Annotated in this window: 28 protein-coding genes and 1 pseudogene; 11 read left to right on the plus strand and 18 right to left on the minus strand. The window is 65.3% G+C overall.

The window, feature by feature from the left end; translation table 11 throughout:
• Window position 1: 1 nt before the first annotated feature.
• From GRB96_RS03200 to abiEi, 3 genes are all read right to left on the minus strand, one after another.
• The gene (locus GRB96_RS03200; protein ID WP_161430445.1) at window positions 2-856 is read right to left on the minus strand and encodes an AAA family ATPase; all 855 of its coding nucleotides are present in this window, start codon (window positions 854-856) and stop codon (window positions 2-4) included.
• Window positions 857-939: 83 nt separating this feature from the next.
• Window positions 940-1,869, minus strand: coding sequence for a nucleotidyl transferase AbiEii/AbiGii toxin family protein (locus GRB96_RS03205; RefSeq protein WP_161430447.1), 930 nt, complete (start codon window positions 1,867-1,869; stop codon window positions 940-942).
• Window positions 1,859-2,395, minus strand: coding sequence for a type IV toxin-antitoxin system AbiEi family antitoxin (gene abiEi / locus GRB96_RS03210; protein ID WP_161430450.1), 537 nt, complete (start codon window positions 2,393-2,395; stop codon window positions 1,859-1,861). The genes GRB96_RS03205 and abiEi overlap by 11 nt, the downstream gene beginning before the upstream one ends.
• 83 nt (window positions 2,396-2,478) lie before the next feature.
• Here abiEi and GRB96_RS03215 point away from each other — a divergent pair, with 83 nt between their 5' ends.
• Window positions 2,479-2,799, plus strand: a complete 321-nt coding sequence (locus GRB96_RS03215; RefSeq protein ID WP_161430452.1) for a cupin domain-containing protein — start codon at window positions 2,479-2,481, stop codon at window positions 2,797-2,799.
• Here GRB96_RS03215 and GRB96_RS03220 read toward each other — a convergent pair.
• The gene (locus GRB96_RS03220) at window positions 2,787-3,551 is read right to left on the minus strand and encodes an SDR family oxidoreductase (RefSeq protein WP_161430454.1); all 765 of its coding nucleotides are present in this window, start codon (window positions 3,549-3,551) and stop codon (window positions 2,787-2,789) included. The two genes, GRB96_RS03215 and GRB96_RS03220, sit on opposite strands and share 13 nt — an antisense overlap.
• Complete coding sequence (locus tag GRB96_RS03225; RefSeq protein WP_161430456.1) at window positions 3,548-4,444, minus strand: NAD(P)-dependent oxidoreductase; 897 nt, start codon at window positions 4,442-4,444, stop codon at window positions 3,548-3,550. The genes GRB96_RS03220 and GRB96_RS03225 overlap by 4 nt, the downstream gene beginning before the upstream one ends.
• A gap of 35 nt (window positions 4,445-4,479) precedes the next feature.
• Between GRB96_RS03225 and GRB96_RS03230 the strand changes: the two genes are divergently transcribed.
• The 3 genes from GRB96_RS03230 to GRB96_RS15780 all read left to right on the plus strand — a co-directional run bounded on the left by GRB96_RS03230 (window position 4,480) and on the right by GRB96_RS15780 (window position 5,681).
• Window positions 4,480-4,773 carry a cation transporting ATPase C-terminal domain-containing protein gene (locus GRB96_RS03230; RefSeq protein WP_161430458.1) on the plus strand — a complete coding sequence of 98 codons (294 nt, stop codon included), beginning with the start codon at window positions 4,480-4,482 and terminating at the stop codon, window positions 4,771-4,773.
• A 402-nt stretch (window positions 4,774-5,175) separates the two neighbouring features.
• Window positions 5,176-5,394, plus strand: coding sequence for an amidohydrolase family protein (locus GRB96_RS03235; RefSeq protein ID WP_161430459.1), 219 nt, complete (start codon window positions 5,176-5,178; stop codon window positions 5,392-5,394).
• 5 nt (window positions 5,395-5,399) lie between these two features.
• On the plus strand, window positions 5,400-5,681 hold the full coding sequence (locus GRB96_RS15780) for a cupin domain-containing protein (protein ID WP_232910814.1): 282 nt from the start codon (window positions 5,400-5,402) through the stop codon (window positions 5,679-5,681).
• Here the strand turns inward: GRB96_RS15780 and GRB96_RS03245 are convergent.
• The 5 genes from GRB96_RS03245 to nhaD all read right to left on the minus strand — a co-directional run bounded on the left by GRB96_RS03245 (window position 5,669) and on the right by nhaD (window position 8,015).
• Window positions 5,669-5,758 (minus strand): SDR family oxidoreductase, encoded by a 90-nt coding sequence (locus GRB96_RS03245; protein WP_232910813.1) that lies wholly within the window; start codon window positions 5,756-5,758, stop codon window positions 5,669-5,671. The genes GRB96_RS15780 and GRB96_RS03245 overlap by 13 nt on opposite strands.
• Before the next feature lie 9 nt (window positions 5,759-5,767).
• Complete coding sequence (brnA, locus tag GRB96_RS03250; RefSeq protein ID WP_161430464.1) at window positions 5,768-5,998, minus strand: type II toxin-antitoxin system BrnA family antitoxin; 231 nt, start codon at window positions 5,996-5,998, stop codon at window positions 5,768-5,770.
• A complete protein-coding gene (locus tag GRB96_RS03255; protein ID WP_161430466.1) occupies window positions 5,985-6,251 on the minus strand; it encodes a BrnT family toxin in 267 nt (88 codons plus the stop codon). The genes brnA and GRB96_RS03255 overlap by 14 nt, the downstream gene beginning before the upstream one ends.
• Window positions 6,252-6,316: 65 nt before the next feature.
• Complete coding sequence (locus GRB96_RS03260; protein ID WP_240894115.1) at window positions 6,317-6,496, minus strand: hypothetical protein; 180 nt, start codon at window positions 6,494-6,496, stop codon at window positions 6,317-6,319.
• A 34-nt stretch (window positions 6,497-6,530) separates the two neighbouring features.
• The gene (gene nhaD / locus GRB96_RS03265; RefSeq protein ID WP_161430468.1) at window positions 6,531-8,015 is read right to left on the minus strand and encodes a sodium:proton antiporter NhaD; all 1,485 of its coding nucleotides are present in this window, start codon (window positions 8,013-8,015) and stop codon (window positions 6,531-6,533) included.
• 203 nt (window positions 8,016-8,218) lie between these two features.
• On the opposite strand from nhaD, the gene GRB96_RS03270 reads away from it, so the two are divergent.
• Window positions 8,219-8,521 carry a DUF1294 domain-containing protein gene (locus GRB96_RS03270; RefSeq protein ID WP_161430470.1) on the plus strand — a complete coding sequence of 101 codons (303 nt, stop codon included), beginning with the start codon at window positions 8,219-8,221 and terminating at the stop codon, window positions 8,519-8,521.
• A 4-nt stretch (window positions 8,522-8,525) separates the two neighbouring features.
• Window positions 8,526-10,904 carry a DNA polymerase II gene (locus tag GRB96_RS03275; protein WP_161430472.1) on the plus strand — a complete coding sequence of 793 codons (2,379 nt, stop codon included), beginning with the start codon at window positions 8,526-8,528 and terminating at the stop codon, window positions 10,902-10,904.
• Between the two features lie 5 nt (window positions 10,905-10,909).
• Here the strand turns inward: GRB96_RS03275 and GRB96_RS03280 are convergent, their stop codons facing one another.
• Entirely contained in the window at window positions 10,910-11,260 is a 351-nt protein-coding gene (locus GRB96_RS03280) for a carboxymuconolactone decarboxylase family protein (RefSeq protein WP_161430475.1), read from the minus strand.
• A gap of 320 nt (window positions 11,261-11,580) precedes the next feature.
• On the opposite strand from GRB96_RS03280, the gene trxC reads away from it, so the two are divergent.
• Window positions 11,581-12,018, plus strand: a complete 438-nt coding sequence (trxC, locus tag GRB96_RS03285; RefSeq protein ID WP_161430477.1) for a thioredoxin TrxC — start codon at window positions 11,581-11,583, stop codon at window positions 12,016-12,018.
• 25 nt (window positions 12,019-12,043) lie between these two features.
• Here the strand turns inward: trxC and GRB96_RS03290 are convergent, their stop codons facing one another.
• The 4 genes from GRB96_RS03290 to GRB96_RS03305 form a co-directional block, all read right to left on the minus strand.
• On the minus strand, window positions 12,044-13,075 hold the full coding sequence (locus GRB96_RS03290; protein WP_161430479.1) for a nucleoid-associated protein: 1,032 nt from the start codon (window positions 13,073-13,075) through the stop codon (window positions 12,044-12,046).
• Between the two features lie 73 nt (window positions 13,076-13,148).
• The gene (locus tag GRB96_RS03295; RefSeq protein WP_161430481.1) at window positions 13,149-14,231 is read right to left on the minus strand and encodes a response regulator; all 1,083 of its coding nucleotides are present in this window, start codon (window positions 14,229-14,231) and stop codon (window positions 13,149-13,151) included.
• A complete protein-coding gene (locus GRB96_RS03300) occupies window positions 14,218-15,651 on the minus strand; it encodes a sensor histidine kinase (RefSeq protein WP_161430483.1) in 1,434 nt (477 codons plus the stop codon). The genes GRB96_RS03295 and GRB96_RS03300 overlap by 14 nt, the downstream gene beginning before the upstream one ends.
• Complete coding sequence (locus GRB96_RS03305; protein ID WP_161430485.1) at window positions 15,651-16,169, minus strand: putative pterin-binding protein; 519 nt, start codon at window positions 16,167-16,169, stop codon at window positions 15,651-15,653. The genes GRB96_RS03300 and GRB96_RS03305 overlap by 1 nt, the downstream gene beginning before the upstream one ends.
• A gap of 263 nt (window positions 16,170-16,432) precedes the next feature.
• Between GRB96_RS03305 and GRB96_RS03310 the strand changes: the two genes are divergently transcribed.
• Together GRB96_RS03310 and GRB96_RS03315 are read left to right on the plus strand one after the other, a co-directional pair.
• Window positions 16,433-17,419: a hypothetical protein gene (locus GRB96_RS03310; RefSeq protein ID WP_161430487.1), complete on the plus strand. Its 987-nt coding sequence runs from the start codon at window positions 16,433-16,435 to the stop codon at window positions 17,417-17,419.
• Window positions 17,420-17,453: 34 nt separating this feature from the next.
• Window positions 17,454-18,086 carry a hypothetical protein gene (locus tag GRB96_RS03315; protein WP_240894116.1) on the plus strand — a complete coding sequence of 211 codons (633 nt, stop codon included), beginning with the start codon at window positions 17,454-17,456 and terminating at the stop codon, window positions 18,084-18,086.
• 178 nt (window positions 18,087-18,264) lie between these two features.
• Here GRB96_RS03315 and GRB96_RS03320 read toward each other — a convergent pair whose 3' ends face one another.
• Window positions 18,265-20,283 (minus strand): vWA domain-containing protein, encoded by a 2,019-nt coding sequence (locus tag GRB96_RS03320; protein WP_161430489.1) that lies wholly within the window; start codon window positions 20,281-20,283, stop codon window positions 18,265-18,267.
• Between the two features lie 178 nt (window positions 20,284-20,461).
• On the opposite strand from GRB96_RS03320, the gene GRB96_RS03325 reads away from it, so the two are divergent.
• On the plus strand, window positions 20,462-21,463 hold the full coding sequence (locus GRB96_RS03325; protein ID WP_161430491.1) for a hypothetical protein: 1,002 nt from the start codon (window positions 20,462-20,464) through the stop codon (window positions 21,461-21,463).
• 49 nt (window positions 21,464-21,512) lie between these two features.
• The gene (locus GRB96_RS03330; protein ID WP_161430493.1) at window positions 21,513-22,025 is read left to right on the plus strand and encodes a hypothetical protein; all 513 of its coding nucleotides are present in this window, start codon (window positions 21,513-21,515) and stop codon (window positions 22,023-22,025) included.
• 58 nt (window positions 22,026-22,083) lie between these two features.
• On the opposite strand, the pseudogene GRB96_RS03335 reads toward GRB96_RS03330, so the two are convergent.
• Both GRB96_RS03335 and GRB96_RS03340 read right to left on the minus strand, forming a co-directional pair.
• Window positions 22,084-22,922, minus strand: a pseudogene (locus tag GRB96_RS03335) (ABC transporter permease).
• Window positions 22,919-23,479: ATP-binding cassette domain-containing protein (locus GRB96_RS03340; protein ID WP_161430495.1), on the minus strand; the 561-nt coding region annotated here is incomplete at its 5' end. The pseudogene GRB96_RS03335 and the gene GRB96_RS03340, both read right to left, overlap by 4 nt.

The raw sequence follows: 23,479 nt of genomic DNA on the forward strand, positions 1-23,479 counted from the left end.
GTCAGCGCCTCTGGTTGCCCTGGCGGCGCATCATAAAGGCCAGCCGCTCCAGTAACTGGGTGTCCTGCTCGTTCTTGACCAGTGCCCCGGCCAGCGGCGGGATCGCCTTGGCGGGGTCGCGCTGGTAGAGCGCCTCCCGGGCCAGGTCGTCGGCCATCAACAGTTTCAGCCAGTCCACCAGCTCCGAGGTCGATGGCTTCTTCTTGAGTCCCGGTGCCTGGCGCAGCTCGAAGAACACCTCCAGCGCCTCGCCGACCAGCTTCGGGGCGATCTCGGGGAAGTGCACGTCGACGATCGCCTGCATGGTCTCGCGGTCGGGGAACTCGATGTAGTGGAAGAAGCAGCGGCGCAGGAAGGCGTCGGGGAGCTCCTTCTCGTTGTTGGAGGTGATGACGATGATCGGGCGGTGTTTCGCGCGGATGGTCTCGCCGGTCTCGTAGACATGGAACTCCATGCGATCCAGCTCCTGGAGCAGGTCGTTGGGGAATTCGATGTCCGCCTTGTCGATCTCGTCGATCAGCAGCACCACCCGCTCGTCGGCGGTGAAGGCGTCCCACAGCTTGCCGGGCCTGATGTAGTTGGCGACGTTCTCCACCCCCTCGACCCCGAGTTGGGAGTCGCGCAGGCGGCTCACCGCATCGTACTCGTAGAGCCCCTGGGCGGCCTTGGTGGAGGACTTGATATGCCAGGTGTGCAGCTCGGTACCTAATGATGCCGCCAGCTCCTCGGCGAGCAGGGTCTTGCCGGTGCCCGGCTCGCCCTTGATCAGCAGCGGACGCTCCAGGGTCACGGCGGCGTTGACCGCCTGCTTGAGGGCCTCGGTGGCCACATAGGTGGAAGTGGAATCAAACGCCATGAGTCTTGCCTCGGCTTGTCGTCAGCGGGTCAATGGGGATCAAACGAGTGTACGGAAGGGGCAGGGCGGGGACAAATATCGGCCTACATGGGAAATGGCGGGGCAGCCTCGGAGATCCGACCGCTATCCAGTTGCTGGACTACCCGGTTGATCAGCTCCGCGACAGTAGTGGCGAGGTAGGTTGAAAACCTGGCCTTGGAGAGAGTGCGGTCGAGCACGCCCTGGGGCAGGAAGCGCAGCATTTCCTCGAGAAACGGACGGCTCTGCACGATGTCGGAAAGCTGAGCCTGTCGTTGTTTGGCCCTCTCGAGGTAATGTTCCACTCGGTAATCCTCGAGCTTTCTCCGGACAAGATCGACCTCGACCTTGGCGCCCTGTTGGGCTAGCCAGGCGAGATCCCAGATATCTCGATGGCGGATATAACGCTGGTTGTTGACCAGCGATACCAGCTTGTCGGCCATGACCTCGTCGAGGGTTTCCATCATTACCAGTGTGTCGCGGTAACCATCCGGAAGGAAGTCATAGTTGAGCTGCAGTGGGCGAGGTTCCCGTGTATAGGCCGGCACATTGGCAATTTCCAGCTTGATGCGCTGTTGGGGAATGTCGCGGCGTGCCGGAGCCGTCACTACGGATAACTGCCATTTATCGACTCGCACATCCGCATAGTGCGGCTCCTGCCGTAGTTCGGCAGGTTGCTTGACGTTAACCGTCAACTGGTAGCGTTTCCCGACGTAATGCTCGAGACATCGCTTGATATCGGCCATCTGCGCGGAGGCGAACTGGCGACCACCGACGAAGTCCAGATCCTCACTGAATCGTGAGGCGCCGTGACAGAGTCGCAGCGAGGTGCCTCCCTGAAAAGTGAGGTTCTCGAGCAGGCCCTTCTGGTCGAGTGCGAAGAGCATGTCGTAATGCAGAAGCTCCTTCTCGATCACCGGGCGCATGGCCTTTAGCCCGCTGGCCCGCATGGCTCTTTCCACCAGTGTTTCGAAATCTTCGGGTTCAATCCGCATGCAGGGCCTCCATATCGACCAGGTGGCAATTGCGCCCTACACGCTTGAGGTCGGACCAGGCCGCCTCGCGAGTGGCAACGCGCAGCGGTCGCCCAGCATCAACCATGCGCATCAGCAGCTCACGCACGGGGCGCTTGGTATGTGTGAACTCGATAGTGCCGAAGGGGGTTCGATAGGTCCCGCTGCGTCCGGTCGTCATGACAGTCAAGCGGTCAAGCGGAATCTGGGAGATGGCACCGTACTCCGACAAGGCAGACTCCAGGCTGAGGTAGTTGTACTCGCCCCTGCGCAAGGCGGCGGCTAGGCGTTCAAGGATATGGATATCGCCTCCGTCGCCATGTGGGTAGACGTATACTCCGCGGCAGGCGCGCACCAGCAAGCCCTGCTTGACCAGCCGGTTGAGGCCCTCCTTGCGTGTTTTGGGGCTATCTTCAGGAAATAGCTTGGCCAGGTCTTGAACCAGGAAGATGTATTTCCCCACCTGACGCCAGTGCTCAAATCGTAGCTGTGCGGTCTTGTAGTCCATTAAAAAGTCTACAGTTAGACTATTTATATGTAGTCTAGTTGTAGACTTGCTGGCTGGCAACCTCACACCCCAGAGCAGACATCATGCGGCACAATATTTTTGCATTGCCTCCAGGCATCATGGCAGCCGAGCAGTTCGATGAGCTGGAGGCCGGCAAGGACGTGCGCATCGAGCGCATCGTCTCCCGTGGCCACACCTCACCGGAGGAGGGCTGGTATGACCAGCCGCAGCACGAGTGGGTGACGGTGCTGCAGGGGCGGGCGGTGCTCGCATTCGCCTCGGGGGAGGAGGTCGAGCTGGCGCCGGGCGACCATCTGACGATCCCGGCCCACCGCCGACACCGTGTGAAGTGGACGGATCCTCAGCAGGCCACCGTCTGGCTGGCGGTGCACTATTCCGCGTAGAACATCCGCCGGGTCATGCCGCCGTCCACCACCAGGTTCTGGCCGGTGATGAAGCCTGCCTCGTCGGAGAGCAGGAAGGCCGCCATGGCGGCGATATCCTCGGGGCGCCCCACGCGCCCGACCGGGTGCTGGTCGCGATCGATATCGCGATGCTCGACGGGCGTACGCCTGGCCGCCTTCTGCTTGTCGCCGACCTCGATCCATCCCGGGCTGATGGCGTTGACGCGAATCTCGGGGCCCAGGCTGACCGCCAGGGCGTGGGTGAGCGCCACCACGCCGCCCTTGCTGGCGGCATAGGCTTCGGTGTCGGGTTCCGACTGTAGCGCCCGGGTGGAGGCCATCAGCACCATGGCGCCGCGGCTTGTGCGCAGGTGGGGCGCGGCGTGCTTGGCACAGAGCATCGCCCCGGTGAGGTTGGTGTCGAGGTAGGCCTGCCAGGTGTCGAGAGACAGCCTCTCCACCGGGCCCTGGAAGGGGTCGGCCAGGCCGGCATTGTGGATCACACCGTCGAGCCGGCCGAAGAGGGCCACCGTCCTGTCGAGGCTCTCGGCCACCTGGCGCTCGTCGCGCACGTCCGAGACCATAGTCAGCAGGCGGTCGGGATGTGCGAGGCGCTCGCGGCACTCGGCCACCGCCTCGGCGTCGATATCGGTCAGCGCCACGCGGTAACCGCGGCCGAGCAGGTGCTCGGCGATGCCCAGGCCGATGCCCTGGGCGCCGCCGGTGAGATAGATCACGCGGGGTTCGCTCATGCGCCGCTCCCCTTGCGGGCGGGGCGGTAGGCCTCCACCAGGGTCGCCGGGTCGTGCTCGGCATGGCCGCGGGTGGCGTGGGCGCGCAGCAGCTGGGCGGCCAGGCCGCTCATGGGCGTGGCGCTGGCGCTGCGGCGGCTCTGGGCCACCGCCATGTCCAGGTCCTTGAGCAGGGTACGCAGGTGCCAGGGCGGGTCGGCGAAGTCGCTCGCCGCCATGCGCGGGGTGAGGATCCGGAAGGGGGTGGAGTCCGCGAAGCCGCCTGCCAGCGCCTCGGTCAATCGGCCGGCTTCCACGCCGCTGGCCTCGGCGAGTGCCACCATCTCGGCGAGCACCGCGGCCTGACAGCCCACCACCATCTGGTTGCACACCTTGGTGACCTGGCCGGCACCCACAGGGCCCATATGGGTCACCCGCGTGGCCAGTGGGGCGAGCAGCGGGCGCAGGGCGTCGATCCGCGCCGCCTCACCGCCGGCCATCATCACCAGGCTCCCCGCCTCGGCGCCGGCCACGCCCCCGGAGACCGGGCAGTCGACCCAGGCCATGCCGCAGCGTTCCTCGAGCCTCACGGCGAAGTCACGGGTCGCCTCGGGGTCGCTGCTCGAGAAGTCGATCAGGGTCTGGCCGTGGTGGCCATGCTCCGCCACGCCGCCCTCGCCGAACACCACGGCTTCCACTACCTCGGTATTGGCCAGGCAGAGCATCACCACGTCCACTTTCTGCACCAGCTCGCCAATGGAGCCGGCGACCCTGGCTCCGGCGCTGCCCAACGTCTCTGCCTTGGCGGGGGTGCGGTTCCAGACGGTGACCTCGAAGCCGGCGTCGAGCAGGCGGCGGGTCATGGGGTCGCCCATCAGGCCGAGGCCGATGAAGCCGAGCGTGGGGTGGGGCATGGAGGGTCTCCTGGCGAAGTGGACTGAGAGGCAGCATGCGTGATGGACGGGTTTTTCGGCAACTCGGCGTGTCCGCCAAGGCGCGCTTCCCCTTTATGCCACCGCTTCAGTTCCTGTTCGGCACCGCACCCCTGGGTGCGATGGAGTGGGGCGGCATCCTGGCCTTCGGCGTGGTGCTCTTCTTCCTGGTGGAACTGGAAAAGGCCCTCTTCAGGCGGCGCACCCGGAGCGTGAAGGGACGAGGCCGGCGAAGGAAGGGTCGGCCATGGCGCCGGCCAGGATTTCGGACTAATTTAATGAGATCTAAGGAAGTGGGTGGCAAGCCTTGATGCCGCTCAAGACCAGTCGCCCCCCCTGGCGGGGTCCCATCCCGCTGACACGCCATGCCCGCCAGTGGAGACGGCATCGACCGGCCACCCAGACAAGGAATCCCTCATGCTGCCTGCCGTGCGCCCCTTGCCACCGCTTTCGCCTGCGACTCATCACGACCATGGGGCCTGTTGTTGCGGCTCCCCGCTGCTGCAGCGCTTCCATGAGCGGATGATGGCGGAGATCAGCCGCCGCCACTTTCTGGGTGGCACGGCCGCCCTCATGGCGCTGTTTGCCGGCCTTCATGCCCCCTTCGCGGTGGGGAGAAGTCACGGGAGCGCGAGGGACCGCTGCTGCTGACCCACCTGAGGCTGTTCGACGGCAGCGGTTCGCCGCTGCGCGACAACTTGGCGGTGCGGGTGGTGGAGGGGCGTATCGAGGCCATCCTGCCCGGTGATGCCGACCCCGAGGGGGCCGAGGTGATCGATTGCGGTGGCCGTGTGGTGATGCCGGGGCTGATCGATGCCCACTGGCACACCACCCTGGCCGCTATCACCCAGGTGGCGGCGATGACCGCTGACGTGGGCTATGTGCACCTGGTGGCGGCCCGGGAGGTGGAGCGCACCCTGATGCGCGGGTGACCAGCGTGCGCGACGTGGGCGGGCCCTCCTTCGCGCTCAAGCGCGCCATCGACGAGGGCATCGTGTCGCGCGGCCATACCTCGCCCGATACCGGCTGGTACGACCAGCCGCGCCACGAGTGGGTGCTGGTGCTCAAGGGCCAGGGAGTGGTGGCCTTCGAGAATGGCGAGTCGGTGAGGCTCGGCCCGGGCGACCATCTCACGATCCCGGCCCACTGCCGGCACCGTGTGAAGTGGACGGATCCTCAGCAGGCGACTGCCTGGCTGGCGGTGCACTACTCCGCATAGAGCAGCATGCCACCGTCCACCACCAGATTCTGGCCGGTGATGAAGCCTGCCTCGTCGGAGAGCAGGAAGGCCGCCATGGTGGTGGATTAATGAGGCTGATGCTGCTCGAGCCTCTCGGCCAGCCAGATCTTGATGATCGATTGTCGTGTCACCCCCAGCCGAGCTGCCTCGCGATCCAGAGAGTCGATCATCCAGGTAGGGAAGTCGACATTGACGCGCTTCTGTTTCCTGAGGGGGCGTCTGGCGTTGTCCAGATCCAGCTCTTCGGTGATGTCGTCACCGTCATCGAAGCACCTGTCGAGTTCAGTCGCTTTCATATAACTCAACCTCTCTGCTGCGGGCCCGCCTGACGGAGATAAAACGGATTCGAGCCCCGCGGTAGGTGATGATACCGGACCAGTGTTTCTCACCAATCCTGCCGATGACCACGTAACGAGGCTCATCGGTCGACTTTGCCGGTATCTCGAGCAGGTCGGGGTCCTGCCAGAGCAGCTGCGCCTCGACAAAATCGATGCCGTGCTTGTCACGATTCGCCTCGCTTTTTCGAGGGTCATACTCGAAGCTGGTCATGAGTAGAAACTATACCTTTTTTGGCGCTTCCGAAAAGCCATTATTCGAGCGGATGAGTGAATGTTTCATTGTCGAGGGCGGTAGGCCTCCACCAGAGTCGCCGGGTCGTGTTCGGCATGGCCGCGGATGGCGTGGGCGCGCAGCAGCTGGGCGCCCACCGGGCCCATGTGGGTGACACGCAAGGCCAACGGGGCGAGCAGCGGGCGCAGGGCGTCGATCCGCGCCGCCTCACCGCCAGCCTTCATCATGCGGTCCGAGGAAAATCACGGCAACCCGTTGCTACCCGTAGACCTGGAAGCTCCCGGCATTGAGCCACAGGTGCACCAGGATGCTGGCAACATACCCCAGGGCGATTACCGGCGCCCAGCGCAAGTGGCCAGCGAAGGTGTAGTAGCCGCGGGCCTGGCCCATCAGTGCCACCCCGGCGGCGGAGCCGATGGAGAGCAGGCTGCCACCGACGCCGGCGGTCAGGGTGATCAGCAGCCAGTGGCCGTGGGACATCTCCGGCTGCATGGTCAGCACCGCGAACATCACCGGGATGTTGTCCACCACCGCCGAGATCAGGCCCAGGGCGATGTTGGCCCAGGTGGCGTCCCAGCCGGTGTAGAGCGCCTCGGAGAGCAGGCCGAGATAGCCCATGAACCCCAGGCCCCCCACGCACATTACCACGCCGTAGAAGAACAGCAGGGTGTCCCACTCGGCGCGCGCAACACGGTTGAAGACATCGAAGGGCAACACGCTGCCGAGCTGGGCCAGACGCTTGTCGTCGCCCAGGCGCGTGTAGCGGGCGCGCTTGCGTTCCAGTGAGCGGGGCAGGGTACGGCGCAGGAAGAAGCCGAAGAACTGCAGGTAGCCCAGGCCCGTCATCATGCCCAGCACCGGCGGAAGGTGCAGCAGGCTGTGGCAGGCCACGGCGGTGGCCACGGTGAGCAGGAAGAGCAGCACGATGCGGCGTGCGCCACGCTTGAGTTCCACCTCCTCCTGCACACCCTCCGGGGTGCGATTGCCGATGAACAGGCTCATGGCGAGGGCGGGTACCAGGAAGTTGACCAGCGAGGGGCCAAGCAGAGCGAAGAACTCGTAGAACTTGACCATGCCGGCCTGCCACACCATCAGGGTGGTGATATCGCCGAAGGGGCTGAAGGCGCCGCCGGCGTTGGCCGCTACCACGATATTGATGCACGCCATGTTGATGAAGCGCTTGTCGCCCACGGCCACCTTGATCACCACCGCGCACATCAGCATGGCGGTGGTCAGGTTGTCGGCGATGGGGGAGATCACGAAGGCCAGGCCGCCGGTGATCCAGAACAGCTGGCGATAGCTGAAACCCTTGCGCACCATCCAGGCGCGCAGGGCGTCGAACACCCGGCGCTCCTCCATGGCGTTGATATAGGTCATCGCCACCAGCAGGAACAGCATCAGCTCGGTGAACTCGAGCAGCGTCTCGCGAAAGGCGTGTTCGGCATCAATGGGCATGCCGGCCTGCACATAGACCCAGCCGATCAGCGCCCAGATCAGGCCGGCGGCGATCAGCACCGGCTTGGACTTGCGCATATGCAGCTTCTCCTCGCCCATGACGAGTGCATAGGCGAGGATGAACAGCGCCACCGCCACGAACCCGGCAAGCGACCCGGTCAGGTCCAGGGGGCCGGTGGCGGCATGGGCGGGAGCGCTGGCAAGCAGCAGAACGGGAACGACGGACAGCAGAAGACCCGGCCGGCGGAGGTTCCGCGGCCAGGCTGAAGGGTGACAGCCGGTAGGCATGGCAGTGTGTCCTGGGAAGGAAGGGAAGGGTGGGAAAGCTCCTTCCTTATAGCATGTGATGCTGCGCTGCGGTATCGACACGCACTTCCCATGCCATGCCAATTCGGCATGATCCCTCTCGAGCTGCTTCCCGGCCATGGAGTGCGGTAGGCTCCCTCTTCCAATCAACCCGGCACTCGCATGCCCAAGGTGAGGTTAACGCGATGATCTGGATACTCGGTGTCTACCTGCTGGCAAGCCTGGTGGCCCTGGGCCTGTATGGCATCGACAAGACCGCGGCGCGCCGGGATCGGCGACGCATCCGCGAGTCGACCCTGCAGCTTGTCGCCCTGGTGGGAGGCTGGCCCGGTGCCCTGCTGGCGCGGCGCTGGTTTCGCCACAAGACCCGTAAGCAGCCGTTCGGGATGATCCTCTGGGGGTGCGTTGCCTTGAATCTCGGCGCCGTGACCTGGCTGGCCATGGCGGATTCCGCGGCAGGGCTGCGGCGACTGGTCGCCCTGGGGTAGCCCTTTGCCGAGTCGACAAGGTTTCATCCTGACGAGCCACTGGCAGGATGCCGCCGAGGGCATCCGGGTGTGGCTGTGGCTGGCCACCTATGAGGGGCCACTGTGCGTCACCCTGCCGGTGCAGCACGCGGTGGCCTTCCTGCCGGCTGAGCAGCGTGCCGAGGCCGAATCGGTGGTCGGTAGCGAACCGGGCCTCGAGCTGCGTGGCCTCGAGATGAAAGACTTTCGGCACCGACCGGTCCTTGGGCTATATGCGCGGCACTATCGTCAGCTGCAGGCGGCGGAGCGTCGCCTGCAGGAGGTTGGCGTCACGCTCTACGAGGCCGACATCCGTCCCCCGGAGCGCTATCTGATGGAGCGGTTCATCACCGCGCCTGTGGAGGTGCAGGGTGCGCCGGACGGAGAGGGTGGCCTGGTCGAGGCGCGCCTGCGCCCGGCCCCCGACTACCGCCCACGTCTTCGCACGGTCTCGCTGGATATCGAGACCAGTGCCCGGGGTGAGCTCTACTCCATTGCCCTGGAAGGCTGTGGGCAGCGCCAGGTCTACATGCTGGGGCCGGCCAACGGCGAGGCGGGCGAGCGGGACTTTTGTCTTGATTACTGCGCCACCCGAGGCGAGCTTCTCGAACGGCTCAACGCCTGGTTCGCGGAGTTCGATCCCGATGCCATCATCGGCTGGAACCTGGTGCAGTTCGACCTGCGTCTGCTGTACGAGCATGCCCGGCAGTTGGGAGTGCCGCTGAGGCTCGGGCGCGGTGGGGCACAACTCGAGCTGCGCGCCCATGGCCACCAGCCCAGCCATCTCTTTGCCGCTGCCGAGGGGCGGCTGATCATCGATGGCATCGAGGCGCTGCGTTCGGCTACCTGGAGCTTCCCCTCCTTCAGCCTGGAGAACGTGGCCCAGACACTGCTCGGCGAGGGCAAGGCGATCGAGGATCCCTACCGGCGCCTCGACGATATCCTGCGCATGTTCGCCGAGGACAAGCCGGCGCTTGCCCGCTACAACCTCAAGGATTGTGAGCTTGTCACTCGCATCTTCGCCAGGACCGAGCTGCTGACCTTCCTGCTGGAGCGGGCCACGGTGACCGGCCTGCCCGCCGACCGCAGCGGCGGCTCGGTGGCGGCCTTTACCCACCTCTACCTGCCGCGGCTGCACCGGCTGGGATGGGTGGCACCCAACTTCGGTGAGGGAGAAGTAGCGGAGAGCCCCGGTGGCTTCGTGATGGATTCCCGTCCGGGGCTTTACGATTCGGTGCTGGTGCTCGACTTCAAGAGCCTCTATCCCTCGATCATTCGCAGCTTCCTGATCGACCCGGCGGGGCTGGTGGCGGGGTTGGCCGAGCCCTCTGACGCAGCCTCGGTGCCGGGTTTTCGCGGCGCACGCTTCTCGCGCACCCGCCATGCACTGCCGGCCATCGTCGAACGGGTCTGGGCGGGTCGCGAGGTGGCCAAGGCGGAGGGCAACGTGCCGCTCTCTCAGGCGCTGAAGATCATCATGAACAGCTTCTACGGCGTGTTGGGCTCCCGGGGCTGTCGCTTCTTCGATGCACGTCTCGCCTCGTCGATCACCCTGCGCGGGCACGAGATCATGCAGCGGACGCGTGAACTGATCGAGGATAAGGGATATACCGTTATTTATGGCGACACCGACTCTACCTTCGTCTGGCTCGGGCGGGCCTGCGAGGAGGCCGACGCCGCGGCAATCGGAAAGGCACTCGTGAACCACGTCAACGCCTGGTGGCGTGACCATCTGGACGTCGAATATGGCCTGGCCAGTGCCCTGGAGCTGCAGTTCGAGACCCACTATCGACGCTTCCTGATGCCCACGATCCGTGGTGCCGAGGCGGGCAGCAAGAAGCGCTATGCTGGACTGGTGCGCGACCCAGCAGGGGAGGAGTGGGTCGTCTTCAAGGGCATGGAGACGGTACGCAGCGACTGGACACCACTGGCGCAACAGTTCCAGCGCGAGCTATACCGGCGCATCTTCCAGGAGGAGCCGTACCGGGACTACGTGCGTGGCTACGTGGCTGCCTTTATCGAAGGCGCCAGAGGCACGTCGCTGGATGAGCGGCTGGTCTACCGCAAGCGTCTGCGGCGTCGCCTGGAGGAGTACCGACGCAACGTGCCGCCCCATGTTCGGGCGGCCCGCCTGGCCGATGCCGAGAATGATCGGCTGGGCCGGCCGCGCCGCTATCAGCGTGGTGGCTGGATTCGCTACGTGATCACCGTGGCCGGCCCGCAACCACTGGAGGCATGGCACTCGCCCATCGATATCGACCACTACCTGAACCGCCAGCTGCAGCCCGTGGCGGATGCCATCCTGCCCTTCGTGGGCGACGACTTCGCTGCCCTGGTCGATCGCCAGCTGGGGCTGTTCGGCTAGGTTGCTCAGCCGCGCTCGGCGGCGAATGTGTCGTAGGCTTCCAGCGCCTGGGCGCCGGTGGTGAAGGCCGGGCCGCCACCCATGTAGATGCCCACGCCGATGGTTTCCATGATCTCGTCACGGCTGGCGCCGAGCTCCGCGGCCGCCTTGGCGTGGAAGGCGATACAGCCCTCGCAGCGGGTGCTGATGCCGATGGCCAGGGCCATCAGCTCCTTGTGCTTGTGGGAGAGGGCGCCATCGACGTTGGCCCCCTTGGCCATCTGGGTAAAGCCCTTGGCGACCTCGGGAACGCCCTTGCGGACCTCCTGCATGAGGGCAGAAAGGTCCTGGGTGGTCTTCTTCCAATCCTTGTGCATCGCGTAAGTCTCAATGTGGTTATCAGGGTATTCGGTAGCGCGATATGCTAGGGCCCGGGCTGGCCCGCGACCCTGACCTGGGTCAACTCCCTCACCGTCCAGTGTCGGGCGGAATGTCGCACTCATGAGCCACTGGTGAAGGCATCGCGGGTCTCGACAGACAGGGAAGGAGGGCAGCATGCGCCGACCATAGCGGTCGGGCAAGGTACCCGCATGGCAACTCGGGGTGGCCTCAGGAAGGCGCGACGGCATGTCGCTTGAAGGGGAGGCGGGCAGGCGCCATATTCGAGTGAGATGATTTTCTACCTGGAGACTCCACCATGTCCGATTCCCTGACCCTGGGATGCCCCCACTGCCACGCCGTCAACCGCGTCAGCCGGGCGCGCCTGAACGACGATCCCACCTGCGGCAAGTGCAAGCAGCCACTCTTTACCGGCGAGCCGGTGGCGCTGAGCTCGGCCAACTTCCGGGCCCTGGTGGAGCGCAGCGAACTGCCGGTGGTGGTGGACTTCTGGGCCGGCTGGTGCGGGCCCTGCAAGATGATGGCGCCGATCTTCGCCGAGGCGGCCCGCGAGCTGGAGCCGCGCATGCGCTTCGCCAAGCTCGATACCGAGGCGGAACAGGCTTTGGCCGGGCGCTTCGGCATCCGCAGCATTCCCACCCTGATCGTGTTCAAGGGCGGGCGTGAGGTGGCACGCCAGGCCGGCGCGATGCAGGGGTCACAGCTGCGTCAGTGGTTGCAGCCCCACCTCGTGTGAGTACTGCTTCTAGGGAGGCACACGGCTATCCCTGGCGCTTGAGCTGCTCCTTCAACTGCTTGGGCACCTGCTTGATGATGAGCCGGTCGCTGTGTTCGTCGTACTCCACGCTGGAGCCCAGCAGGTGGGAGTCGAAGCTGATCGAGACCCCGCCCGCGCGGCCAGTGAAGCGCTTGAACTGGTTGAGGGTCTTCCTGTCTGGCGGGATCTCTGGCGACAGCCCGTAGTCGGCGTTACGAATGTGGTCGTAGAAGGCCTTGGGCTGCTGCTCGTCGAGCAGGCCCGAGAGCTCCTCCAGGGTCACCGGCTCTCCGCGACTGGCCTGCTCGCTGGCATAGTCGACCAGCGTCTCGGTCTTCTCGCGGCTGGCCTCTTCGGCCAGATCCTCCTTCTCCACGTAGTCGCTGAAGGCCTTGAGCAGGGTGCGGGTCTCTCCCGGGGCATCGACGCCTTCAACCCCGCCGAGCAGCGCCGCGAACCCCTCGGCCAGCGCCTTGCCGCCGCGCTCGCGGGTCCAGGAGAGGTACTGCCGGGAATCGCCGCTCTGCCACTGGCTGATATCCAGCCGAGCGGCCAGGCTCATCTGCGTCAGGTTGAGCTGGCGTGCCGGCACCGGCTGCAGGTCACCGTCGATGGCGAACCCCTCGCGATGGTGCAGCAGGGCCAGGGTCAGGAAGCGCGCATCGCCGAAGCGGGTATCCAGCACCATCAGATCGCCGGATACCGAAAGGTGCGCGTCCAGCAGCCTGGCCAGACGCTCGGCGATGCCGCGCGTCAGGGTAACGAAGTCGCGCTTATCCGCGAGGTAGTCGGTGATCTCCGCGGCCAGCGCAGAGGCGGGCGCGTCGGCTTCTTCACCCTCCACGTTGCCGGCCTCCGTTGTCGTGTCGCTGAAGTGGCCCCAAGCCTTGCTCTTGGCGTGGTAGGCCCGCGTCAGGCCCTCGAGCATGGCCTCCAGGGTATCCGAGGCGGATAGAGGCTCGCTTGCGGCCAGCAAGCGGGCCGGGGCGTCGCCGGCTTTCTCGATGCGATGAACGATGGCGTTGAGAATCGGCATGGGGGCTCCCGCGGTGGTGGACGAGGAGCCGGATGATACCTGTCGCGGTGCCTTGCCGATAGGCGATGTCGCATCAGCGCCCCTCAAGATAGGCGGTCATCGAACCGGCCATCAGCAGGGCGATCAGGTCGGCCTGGCGATGGGTGTCGGTCTTCTGGAAGAGGTTGCGCAGGTGAAATGCCACGGTGGTGGGGGAGACGCTCATCTGCTCGGCGATCTCCTCGGTGCGCAGCCCCTCCAGCAAGGCCAGCGCAATACGGGTCTCGGTGGGAGTCAGCCCGAACAGGCTGGCCAGCACCCCGCGTGGCAGTGGTGGCCGCTGGTCCGGCGCCGACAGCAGCGCCACCACGCTGGACTCGGTCCCGGCGGCATCCGTCGCTTGTCCCAGGGCGCAGACCAGTACCAGCAGGCCGTGATCCCCCGGTCGATGAGGGAGGCGCAGGGAGAAGACCGGCTCTTCTCCCTGCCGGCTGGCCTGGGTCGCCGCCGTGATGCACTCACGCAGGCGACGGGCCATGGACCCGCTTGCCGAGAGCGTCGCGTTCAATGCCAGCACGTCACTCTCGCTTGCCAGCTGTTGTGCGCGCTGGTTAGCGAAGGTGATGCGGCCCTCGCCGTCCAGCAGCACCATGCCGGGAGCGACCAGATCCAGGGCGCGGGTGGCCGCCTGGAAGGCCTGCTGTGAGGCTTCATGGTGGAGTGTCGCCATGGCCTCGCGCAGCTCCTGCAACTCATGGTTGGACTTGTCGCGCATGCGCCGCACCTGGCGCAGGCGGGCGGCAACGGTGGCCAGCAGCAGGTCGTAGTCGATGGGCTTGACCAGGTAGTCATCGGCGCCGAGTCGCTTGCCGTCGACCACGTCTCGAGGGTCGGAGAGCGCAGTCAGGAACACGAAGGGCGTATCGGCCAGGTGAGGTCGGCGTTCTCGCACGGCATCGAGCACCGCGTAGCCGTTGAGGCCCGGCATGTTGATGTCGCAAAGGATCAGGTCCGGGGTACAGGCATCCAGCTGCTGCAGGGTGGCGTCACCATCGGCCGCCTCGAGCACGGCATAGCCGGACTCCCTCAGCTCATCACAGATATCCGCACGCAGGTCCTCCTGGTCCTCGGCACACAGGATCAGCGGTGGACGGGTTGTGGGCTCAGGGCTGCTCATCGCCAGCCTCCCTGGTATCCGCGGCGGGCAGCCACAAGGTCACACGGGTGCCCTCATCCGGCGTTGAGAGCAGTGTCAGGTCGCCGTGCTGGATGCGTGCCAGGTGACGGGCGATGTTCAGCCCCAGGCCGGTGCCGTCGGTGCCCGTGGCGTTGCTGCCGCGGTAGAAGCGTTCGAACAGCTGCGGCTGCTCATCGGCAGGAATCCCGGGACCGAAGTCGGTGACCTGGCAGATTACCCGGTCGCCTTCGCGCGCGGTGGTGATGCGCACCGGCCGATCCCCGGGCGAATATTTCAGGGCATTGTTGACGAGGTTGGCCAGCACCTGCTCGGTCAGGGCGCGGTCGCACCAGGCCCAGGGCTCCGGTGTGCCATGCTGCGTTTTCAGGCGCTGTGTGCCGGTGGCCTCCGACTGCAGCCGGCAGAGGTGGTCGACGATACCGCTCAGGGAGTGGCGTCCCATGCTGGGTTCGACCTGCTTGCCGTCGAGTCGCGCCGCAGTCAGCGAGGACTCCACCAGGCGAGTCATCTGGGCCACCGCCTCGCGCAGCCGCGTATAGCGCTCGCTGCGCTGCTCCGGTGTGAACTGGTGATGACGGCGCAGCAGCCGTTGCAGGCCGGAGTCGATCACCGCCAACGGTGTCCTGAACTGATGCGAGACCATGGCCGCGAAACTGCGGTAGAACTCGCTGACGCCGCGTTCGCGGTCGAGTGCATGGGCAAGGGCCTCGGCGGCCTGTCGGTAGCGGTAGATATGCCGCTCCACCTCCTCCTCCAGACGGTCGCGATGGGCCATCAGCCCGCGCTGGGCCGCGCGCCGTTGGCGCAGGGCGGAAACCAGCAGCATGACCAGTATCGCACCGCTGAGGCCGATGCCGGCGATGGCGGCGATGACCTTCTCGAGGCTGTTGCGATAGGTATCCAGGCGTGACCCGGTGCTCTCCCACTCGGCCATCATCACCCGGTTGGCGATGCGGTTGAGGCTGGCCATCAGCGCATCCAGGTGAGGTGTGAGTCGCTCGGGCGCGAACCGCGCCTCGCCCGGTGTTGTCGTGATGGTCTCGCGCAAGGCCTGCATCCGGGCCAGCGCCTCGTCGAGACGCGGCTCCAGCCCCTCGGCCGCCAGATAGCGCCGCTGCGGGCCATCATCCATCAGGGTCAGGCGGCTGGAGAGGATGTCCAGGCGCAGTTCGGGGTCTTCGGCGCTGTTGCCCAGTGCCCGTCGGTTGACCGCCTGGTCCAGGCGGTGACTGGCCACCTGCGCCTGGGTGACGACCCATAGCATGTTCTCGTCGACGTTGACGCGCATGGCCTGTTCGACCTGGAAGAGGCGCACCAGGGCGAAGGCCAGGAGAGCGGTCAATGCCACGATCACCAGGCTGGGAACGGCGTAGGATGGTACGGCACGCAGCCTGGTCATCACTCGACCTCGAGGCGGTACAGCTGCCAGACCCAGCGATAGTCGTAGCGGATGTCCTGCAACTCGTCGTGATCGTCTCGGGGATAGACGATCCAGAGTGGCCCCTTGTCGCGCCGGGTCAGGCGCTCGCCGTTCATGGTGTCGGCGAGCAGGACGTCATAGCGCTCGAAGTCCGCAACGGGAATCTCGGCCAGGTAGTCGTTGAGGGCCAGGGCCGTCACCGTCTCGCCCTCGGCATGCAGGGCATCCAGCAGGTCCCTGGCCAGAAAGCCTTCGAAGGTCTGGGGGCCATCGGTGACGCTGGTATGGGTCGTCAGTCGTTCACGGGGCAGGGCCGCCAGCATGTCGGCATCCAGATGCGCCTCGTCAGCCACGTTGGTCAGGCCGACCTCGCCGCTCACCGTCAGGACGACCTCCCCCGAGGGGGCAGGAAGCGGCGACTTGCCCTGGGCCGGTCCGACCAGCAGCAGCGTGCACAGCAGCAGAAAGGAGAGTCGTTTACTCGTTGCCTGGCTCATGCTACCTCCTTGGGAGACTGTTCCTAGGGTAGCCGATTACCTGCCGTCATCCCCCCTGCGTATGGAGGGGGGCCATCGTCTGGGGGCGGAAGGCTACGCGGTTCCTCGCGGCAGGCACGCCTTCCCTATTCGTTTGCAGGGGGGAAAGCGACTGTCGCTGGTCTAGCCTTCGGACTGGGCCCGTCGGCCGAACCACCAGTCACCGAGTTTGTGGTACCGGCCAGCGTGCCGGGACGACTCACCCTGACGATAGGAATCATGCCATGTGGGATTTCAGCATCCGTAGGGCGCTGGGGCTGATGCTCAAGACCCTGCCCTTCATCATCTTCCGCCTGATGGTCTATTTCGGTGTTGCCTTGGCTTACGTACTGATGACGGGCATTGGTGCTGGCGTCGGCTGGGGTATCGGTGGTTTCGGAGAAGAAGGCTTTCGCGCCGCCAGTACCTTCTGGGGCGGCCTCATCGGATTCGGCATCGTTGGCGCCATCATGTATGCACTGCGGGAATACCTGCTTTATGTGGTCAAGGCAGGGCACATCGCCGTTCTGGTCGAACTGATCGATGGTGGCTCGCTTCCCGAGGGCAGGGGGCAACTTCAGCATGCCAGCGGTGTGATTCGCGAGCGCTTCGGACAGGCCAGCCTGCTGTTCGCTGTTGATCAGTTGATCAAAGGGGTGTTGCGCAGCATCACGGGGATGTTCCGTACGCTATTCAGGCTTCTGCCGATACCCGGTGCCCAGACGCTGCTGCGTATCGTGGAGGGCTTCCTGCGCATGGCGGTGGGGTTCATCGACGAGGTGATCCTGGCCTACTGCATTCGGACCCGAGCCGATAATGCCTGGGAGGCATCGCGGGAGTCCCTGGTGTTGTATGGCCAGAATGCCAGACCGATGCTCAAGAACGCCGCCTGGTTGACGCTGTTCGTCTACGGCCTGGCATTCATCATTTTCCTGGTGATGCTAGCGCCGGCGGCGTTGGTCGCCTATCTAATTCCGGGAGGTTGGTCGGCCACCGGTGTGGTGGTGGCGCTGGTATTCGCCTGGAGTGTCAAGGCGGCATTGCTGGAACCCTTTGCCGTTGCGTGCATGATGCAGGCCTATTTCAAGGCCATCGAAGGCCAGCAGCCCGATCCGGAGTGGGAGGCGCGGCTTGATGGCATGTCCAGCAAGTTCCGCCGCCTCAAGGAGAAGGCGGTCGAAGCCACCTCGATCCCCGGCGGCAGAAAAGAAGCATCATCCGCTGCCAGTTAATCCTGAACCGTCACGTTTCGAATAGGAGTAGATCATGAACAACAGCATGACCTGGATGATGAGCGGTGTGTTTGTCGCCTCCCTGGGCATTTCGGCCGTGGCCCTGGGGCAGTCGGATGAGGTCACGGAGCAGATTGAGCTGGGCCTGGAGCTATATCAGGAGCAGGAGTATGGCGCGGCGATCACCGAGCTGGAGTTCGCCATCAGCGATATTCGCGAGTTGATGGCGGGGCGCATCGGCGAGACCTTCCCGGAGCCTCCCGAGGGCTGGAGTGCCGCCGAGGTAGCCTCCAGCGGTGGAGGTGGTGCCGCGGCGATGTTCGGCGGCGGCGGCAGCATGCTGGAGCGTGAGTACCAGCAGGAGGGTGGAGAAGGGCGGCTGACCGCCAAGCTGATGATCGACAACCCCATGATTCAGGCGATGTCGGCCATGTTCAACAATCCGGCACTGATTGCCGCCCAGCCCAATATGGAGCGTATCCGCATCGGCCGTGACTCGGCGCTGCTCAAGTGGGACCCGGAGCGTGGCAATGCCGAGGTCTCCTTCCTGATGGATGGGCGTATCCTGGTTCAGGTCGATGGCCAGCGGCTGGAGTCCAGTGATCCTGCAGTGGCGCTGCTCAAGGCGTGGGATCTCGACGCCCTGCGTGAGCAGGCAGCCCGTTAGCCTTGATCTCACCTTGGTGGGCAGCTTCTGTCACCAAGGTGAGATCAACGTGAGATCAACCAGAACAGGCCCCGGCCAGCCATGCTGCCGGGGCCTGTCGTGTGTTGCCGGGGCCTGTCGTGTGTTGCCGGGGCCTGTCGTGTGTTGCCGGGGGCTGTTTTGCGGGCCGTGTCGGCGGCTACTTCACCTGGAACTGCTGGCGGCCCAGGATCTCACCGCTGTCGCTGGCCCGGTAGCGCAGTTCATACTCACCCGCGGAAGCAGGGGCGAACATCTGCAGCGGGCTGCCCTGGCTGGCGCGGGCCTCGCGGATGGCCTCGGCATCGTCGGGGGCATCGGCCGCCACGATCTGGATGAAGTCCTCGTAGCGTCCCGGGCCTTGCCAAGCCACATTGACCACGCTTCCCGCCTCGGCATTGCCCTCGACAGCCAGGCTGACCTCACCGGCGCCGACGCTGACTGGCTCGCTTGCCAGCACGCGCCGGGACTGCTGGATCACATAGCGTACCTCATAGTCGCCCGGGGCCTCCGGTGCCGCCAGCGTCAACGGTGATCCTCGGTTCGTACGCTGGTAGCTTTCGTAGGCGTCTTCCGGGGCCCCGGCGGGGACGATGGTGATGTAGTCCCGGGGGTTGTCTGGGCCCTGCCACTTCACCTCGAATTCGCCGCCGGGCAGGATCGGGTCGCGTACCAGTAGGGAGGCCGTGACCGGTGTCAGGGTTACCGGTTGGCTGGCCAACACACGTCTGGACTGCTGGACCACGTAGCGCACCTCGTAATTGCCCAGGGCGTCCGGGGCGGTAAGGGAGAGCGGCGAGCCGCGGCTGGTGCGCTGGTAGCTCTCGTAGGCGTCCTCCGGCGCACCGGCGGGCACGATAGTGATGTAATCACGCGGATTGTCGGGGCCTTCCCACTCGATGGTGAACTCGCTGCCGGCAGGGATCTCCTCAGGCGCCTTCACATGGGCACTGACCGGGGTCAGGGTTACCGGTTGGCTGGCCAGCACGCGCTTGGACTGCTGGACCACATAGCGTACCTCGTAGGAGCCCAGGGCATCCGGGGCGGTGAGCGAAAGCGGCGTGCCGCGGCTGGTGCGCTGGTAGCTCTCGTAGGCGTCCTCCGGCGCATCGGCGGGGACGATGGTGATGTAGTCCCGGGGGTTGTCGGGGCCCTCCCAGTCCACCTCGAACTCGCTGCCGGCGGAGATCTCCTCCGGCGCCTGCAGCGCGGCGCTGATCGGGGTCAGGGTCACCGTCTGGCTGGCCAGCACCCGCTTGGTGTCATTATGGATGTAGCGCACCTCGTGCTCGCCCAGGGCGTCCGGGGCGGTGAGGGAGAGCGGCGAGCCACGGCCGGTGCGCTGGTAGCTCTCGTAGGCGTCTTCCGGGGCCCCGGCAGGGACGATGGTGATGTAATCGCGCTTATCGTCGGGGCCCTCCCAGCTCACCTCGAACTCGCTGCCGGCAGGGATCTCGGCCGGCACATTCAGCGTGGCCTCCGCGGGCTGAGGTTCCGGTTCTGATTCTGGTTCGGGTTCCGGTTCGGGCTCGGCGGCCACCTCCTCCACCCGCGAGAGGGCGCCGGCCAGCTCGGCACCGGAGTGGGTCTGGAAGAGCTCTCCTCCGGTCTGCTCGGTCACGCAGGAGAGCTGCTGGATTTCGTCGTCGCTTAGCCCGAAGCCGACCACATGGGCGCGAATGGCCAACCCCTGTTCCGCCAGCCGTGCCGCCACGTCGCAGGGGTCGCCCCCGCAGGTCTCCAGGCCATCGGTCACCAGGATGATATCGGCCGCCTCGGCGGTAAGCGGGATCTGCTCGGCGGCGAGTCGCAAGCTTTCAGCGATGGGGGTCATGCCCTGGGGATTCAGTGCACGTACCTGCTCGGCCAGGGAATCGGCATCTTGGAGCGACATGGCGGCGATCACCTCGATATCCCCACAGTCGCCGCGACGATTGTGGCCATAGGCCAGCATGCTCAGCGGCAACTGCGGGTCACGATCATGCAGATACTCGTCGATCACATCGCGGGCGACTTCGATGCGCGTGATGTCACCATCCATGCGGTTCCACATGGAGCCCGAGGCGTCGAGTACCAGCACGCCGACACGCTCAGCCATGACAGGCGCCGAAACGAGCAGCAGTGCGGCGGGCAGCAGTGTGGTGGGCAACAGGGAGAGCGGCTGACGGGAGAGGGCCATCCAGTACCTCCGAATGTCTATGCGTCGGGAAACAGGGTTCAACGATCAGCATAGGCAAGCAGGAGGCTCCGGGCCCCCTTCATCCGAACGGGGCCTGCATCGCCAGGCTGTCTTAAGCTTTCGGCAATGTGCTGGCTTGTGGGCAACGGGCGGACCTGTCCGAGATAAGGAGAACCCGATGCGTGGATTCAGGTGCTGGATAGGGGCCGGGATAGCGGCGACAGGGCTGAGCGTCGGCTCGCTTGCTGCGGGCGAGATGAGTGGCATGCCTTCCGACTCGAGGCTTGGTGAGGCCGCGTCGATCGAGGCGATTGCTAGAGCCTTCCTGCCCGAAGCGCAGTGGCAGCCCCGGGATGCCCAGGCGCTGCAGGCCGAGATCCGACAGCGGTTGGATGACGGTGATGGGTCTAGCATTTTCCATCCAGATGCCGATACCGGTCCGCTCACCAAGGCGTTGCTGGTGTTGATGATAGAAGAGGCGGACTTGCCCCATTCACGGGTGCGGTTGCGTTACGCCAGGGCGAGCGTTGCCCCGCAAGGACAGGCACCGATTCCGGTGGAGTTGGTGGAGGTCGCCCGTTTCAATCTCGGGCCGGCACGCCGTGAGGGCCTGATAGCCCAGCACGGGGAGTCGCGTGTGGCAACCGCCGAGGACTTCGGTGACGGGAAGCATATCGCCTGGCGATTCATCACTCGTCCGATCATGGGTCAGGTGGCCGATATCACCCATGCGTCGCGTCGCGAGATTCCCCTCGAAGGTGCTTTCTGCCTCAATGCACCGTGCTCGACCGCGGACTCGCTGATTGAACAGGCCCGTGACTGGCCGGCACCCTCGTCACTTGAACCAGCATCGAGCTCACTACCCCTGGAAGTCGCATTGCTGGAAATGGGACTGGAGCGCCTCGGGCTCGTGCAACGCGACAATAGCGGTCCGGGTCGCTGGCACCCCCCGGAGTGGCCCGAAAGCGTGCCGCCCGGCGCGTCCTTCATGGAGGTGCTGGTGGAGCGTGGACTGGGGCAGGACGACGGTGTTGACCTGGTGATCTATCTTGATCAGCTGATGGACGACGACATCAAGGCGCTGTGGCAGCGGTTGATGGCGGTGGACACGGGGGCAGGAGAGCCGCCCCGGGTCTGGGAAACCCAGGACCGTGAACCCTGGCCGAGGCCCGACTGGTAGCTTGGTTGCCCTGGCCCCGGCGTTCAAGCAACTCAATAAGGAAATGGATATGAGAGACATCGGACAATCGTTCTGCCTGGCACTCTGTGCCGGCGTGATGACTCTGGCCTCGGCCCAGGCTCTGGCTAATGAGATCCACGGAAGCCTGGACGGCGAGGAGCGCGAGTGGCATGTGGTGACTCATGCCGAGGGCTCGACGGCCAACTACCACGAGCTGATGCCCGGCATGCTCAACGTCACCATCCAGGGGCATCGGGAGGAAAAGTTCGCGACCCAGGGCACGCTGAGCATCGATTTCATGGTGATGCAGGGGTCGCCAAGTGCCGCCTCGGTGACCTATTTTTCCGAAGCCAGCATGGTGCCGCATTATGGTACCGAGACGGAGGTGCCCATCGAGCTCGAGGTGCTGGAACTCGAGGGCGACAGCGGGCGCGCCAAGGGGAGGGTCCGCACTTCGTTGGCCTATGTGGAATCGATGCAGAGTTCCCACGACGCGGATAACAGCATCGACCTCGACGTCGAGTTCGACGTGACCCTGGTGCGCGAAGAGCTGGAGCTGTAGACAGCGATGTGAGCGAGGTGAGCCGCCGCACGGCGTCCGGCGGCGGCTCACCTCGATGTCACGGCTTCAGGCGGTACCCGGTGCGGAAGATCCAGGCCACCAGGGCGATGGCCGCCCCCAGGAACAGCAGGATCATGGCCAGGCTGACCAGTGGGCTGACGTCGCTGATGCCGTAGAAGCTCCAGCGGAAGCCGCTGACCAGATAGACCACGGGATTGGCCAGGGTCACCGCCTGCCAGAAGGGCGGCAGCATATCGATGGAGTAGAAGGTGCCGCCGAGGAAGGTACGGGATTGGCCAGGGTCACCGCCTGCCAGAAGGGCGGCAGCATATCGATGGAGTAGAAGGTGCCGCCGAGGAAGGTGAGCGGGGTGATCACCAGCAGTGGCACCAGCTGCAGCTTCTCGAAGCCGTCGGCCCAGATGCCGATGATGAACCCCAGCAGGCTGAAGGTCGCCGCCGTCAGCACCAGGAACAGTACCATCATCAGCGGATGCTCGATGGAGTAGGGCACGAACAGCCGTGCGGTGGCCAGCACGATAAGCCCCAGGATCAGCGACTTGCTGGCCGCCGCCCCCACATAGCCGACCACCACCTCCCAGTAGGACATGGGCGCTGAGAGCACCTCGTAGATGGTCCCCGAGAAGCGTGGAAAGAAGATGCCGAAGGAGGCGTTTGAGACGCTCTGGGTGAGCAGCATCAGCATGATCAGCCCTGGCACGATGAAGGCGCCGTAGCTCACCCCGTCCACCTCGCTGATCCGCGAGCCGATGGCGGCGCCGAACACCACGAAGTAGAGCGAGGTCGAGAGCACCGGCGAGACGATGCTCTGCAGCACCGTGCGCAGGCTGCGCGCCATCTCGGCCAGGTAGAGGGTCTTCACGGATTCGAGGTTCACGCTGTCTCCTTGACCAGGCTGACGAAGATCTCCTCCAGGGAGCTCTGGCGAGTGTGGAGGTCCTTGACCGCGATGCCGGCCCCCTCCAGGTCGGCGAGCAGCTCGGCGATGCCGGTACCGTCGTCCTCGCCCGCCTCGGCGTCATAGGTGTAGACCAGGGCGTGGCCCTCCTCGGTCAGCGTCAAGCCATGGCCCGAGAGGCGTTGCGGCACCTCCACCAGTGGGTCGCGCAGGTGGATCGTCAGCTCCTTGCGACCCAGCTTCTGCATCAGCGCCTGCTTGTCCTCCACCAGCACCAGTTCACCGGAGCGGATTACTCCGATGCGGTCGGCCATCTCCTCGGCCTCCTCGATATAGTGCGTGGTGAGGATGATGGTGACACCGCTGTTGCGCAGCTGGCGCACCACTTCCCACATGTCGCGACGCAGGGCCACGTCGACCCCGGCGGTGGGCTCGTCGAGGAACAGGATCTCCGGTTCGTGGGCCAGCGCCTTGGCGATCAGCACCCGGCGCTTCATGCCCCCGGAGAGGGTGATCATGCGGTTATTACGCTTCTC

Source organism: Halomonas alimentaria (genome assembly GCF_009902005.1).
In the GTDB taxonomy this organism is placed as follows: domain Bacteria; phylum Pseudomonadota; class Gammaproteobacteria; order Pseudomonadales; family Halomonadaceae; genus Halomonas; species Halomonas alimentaria.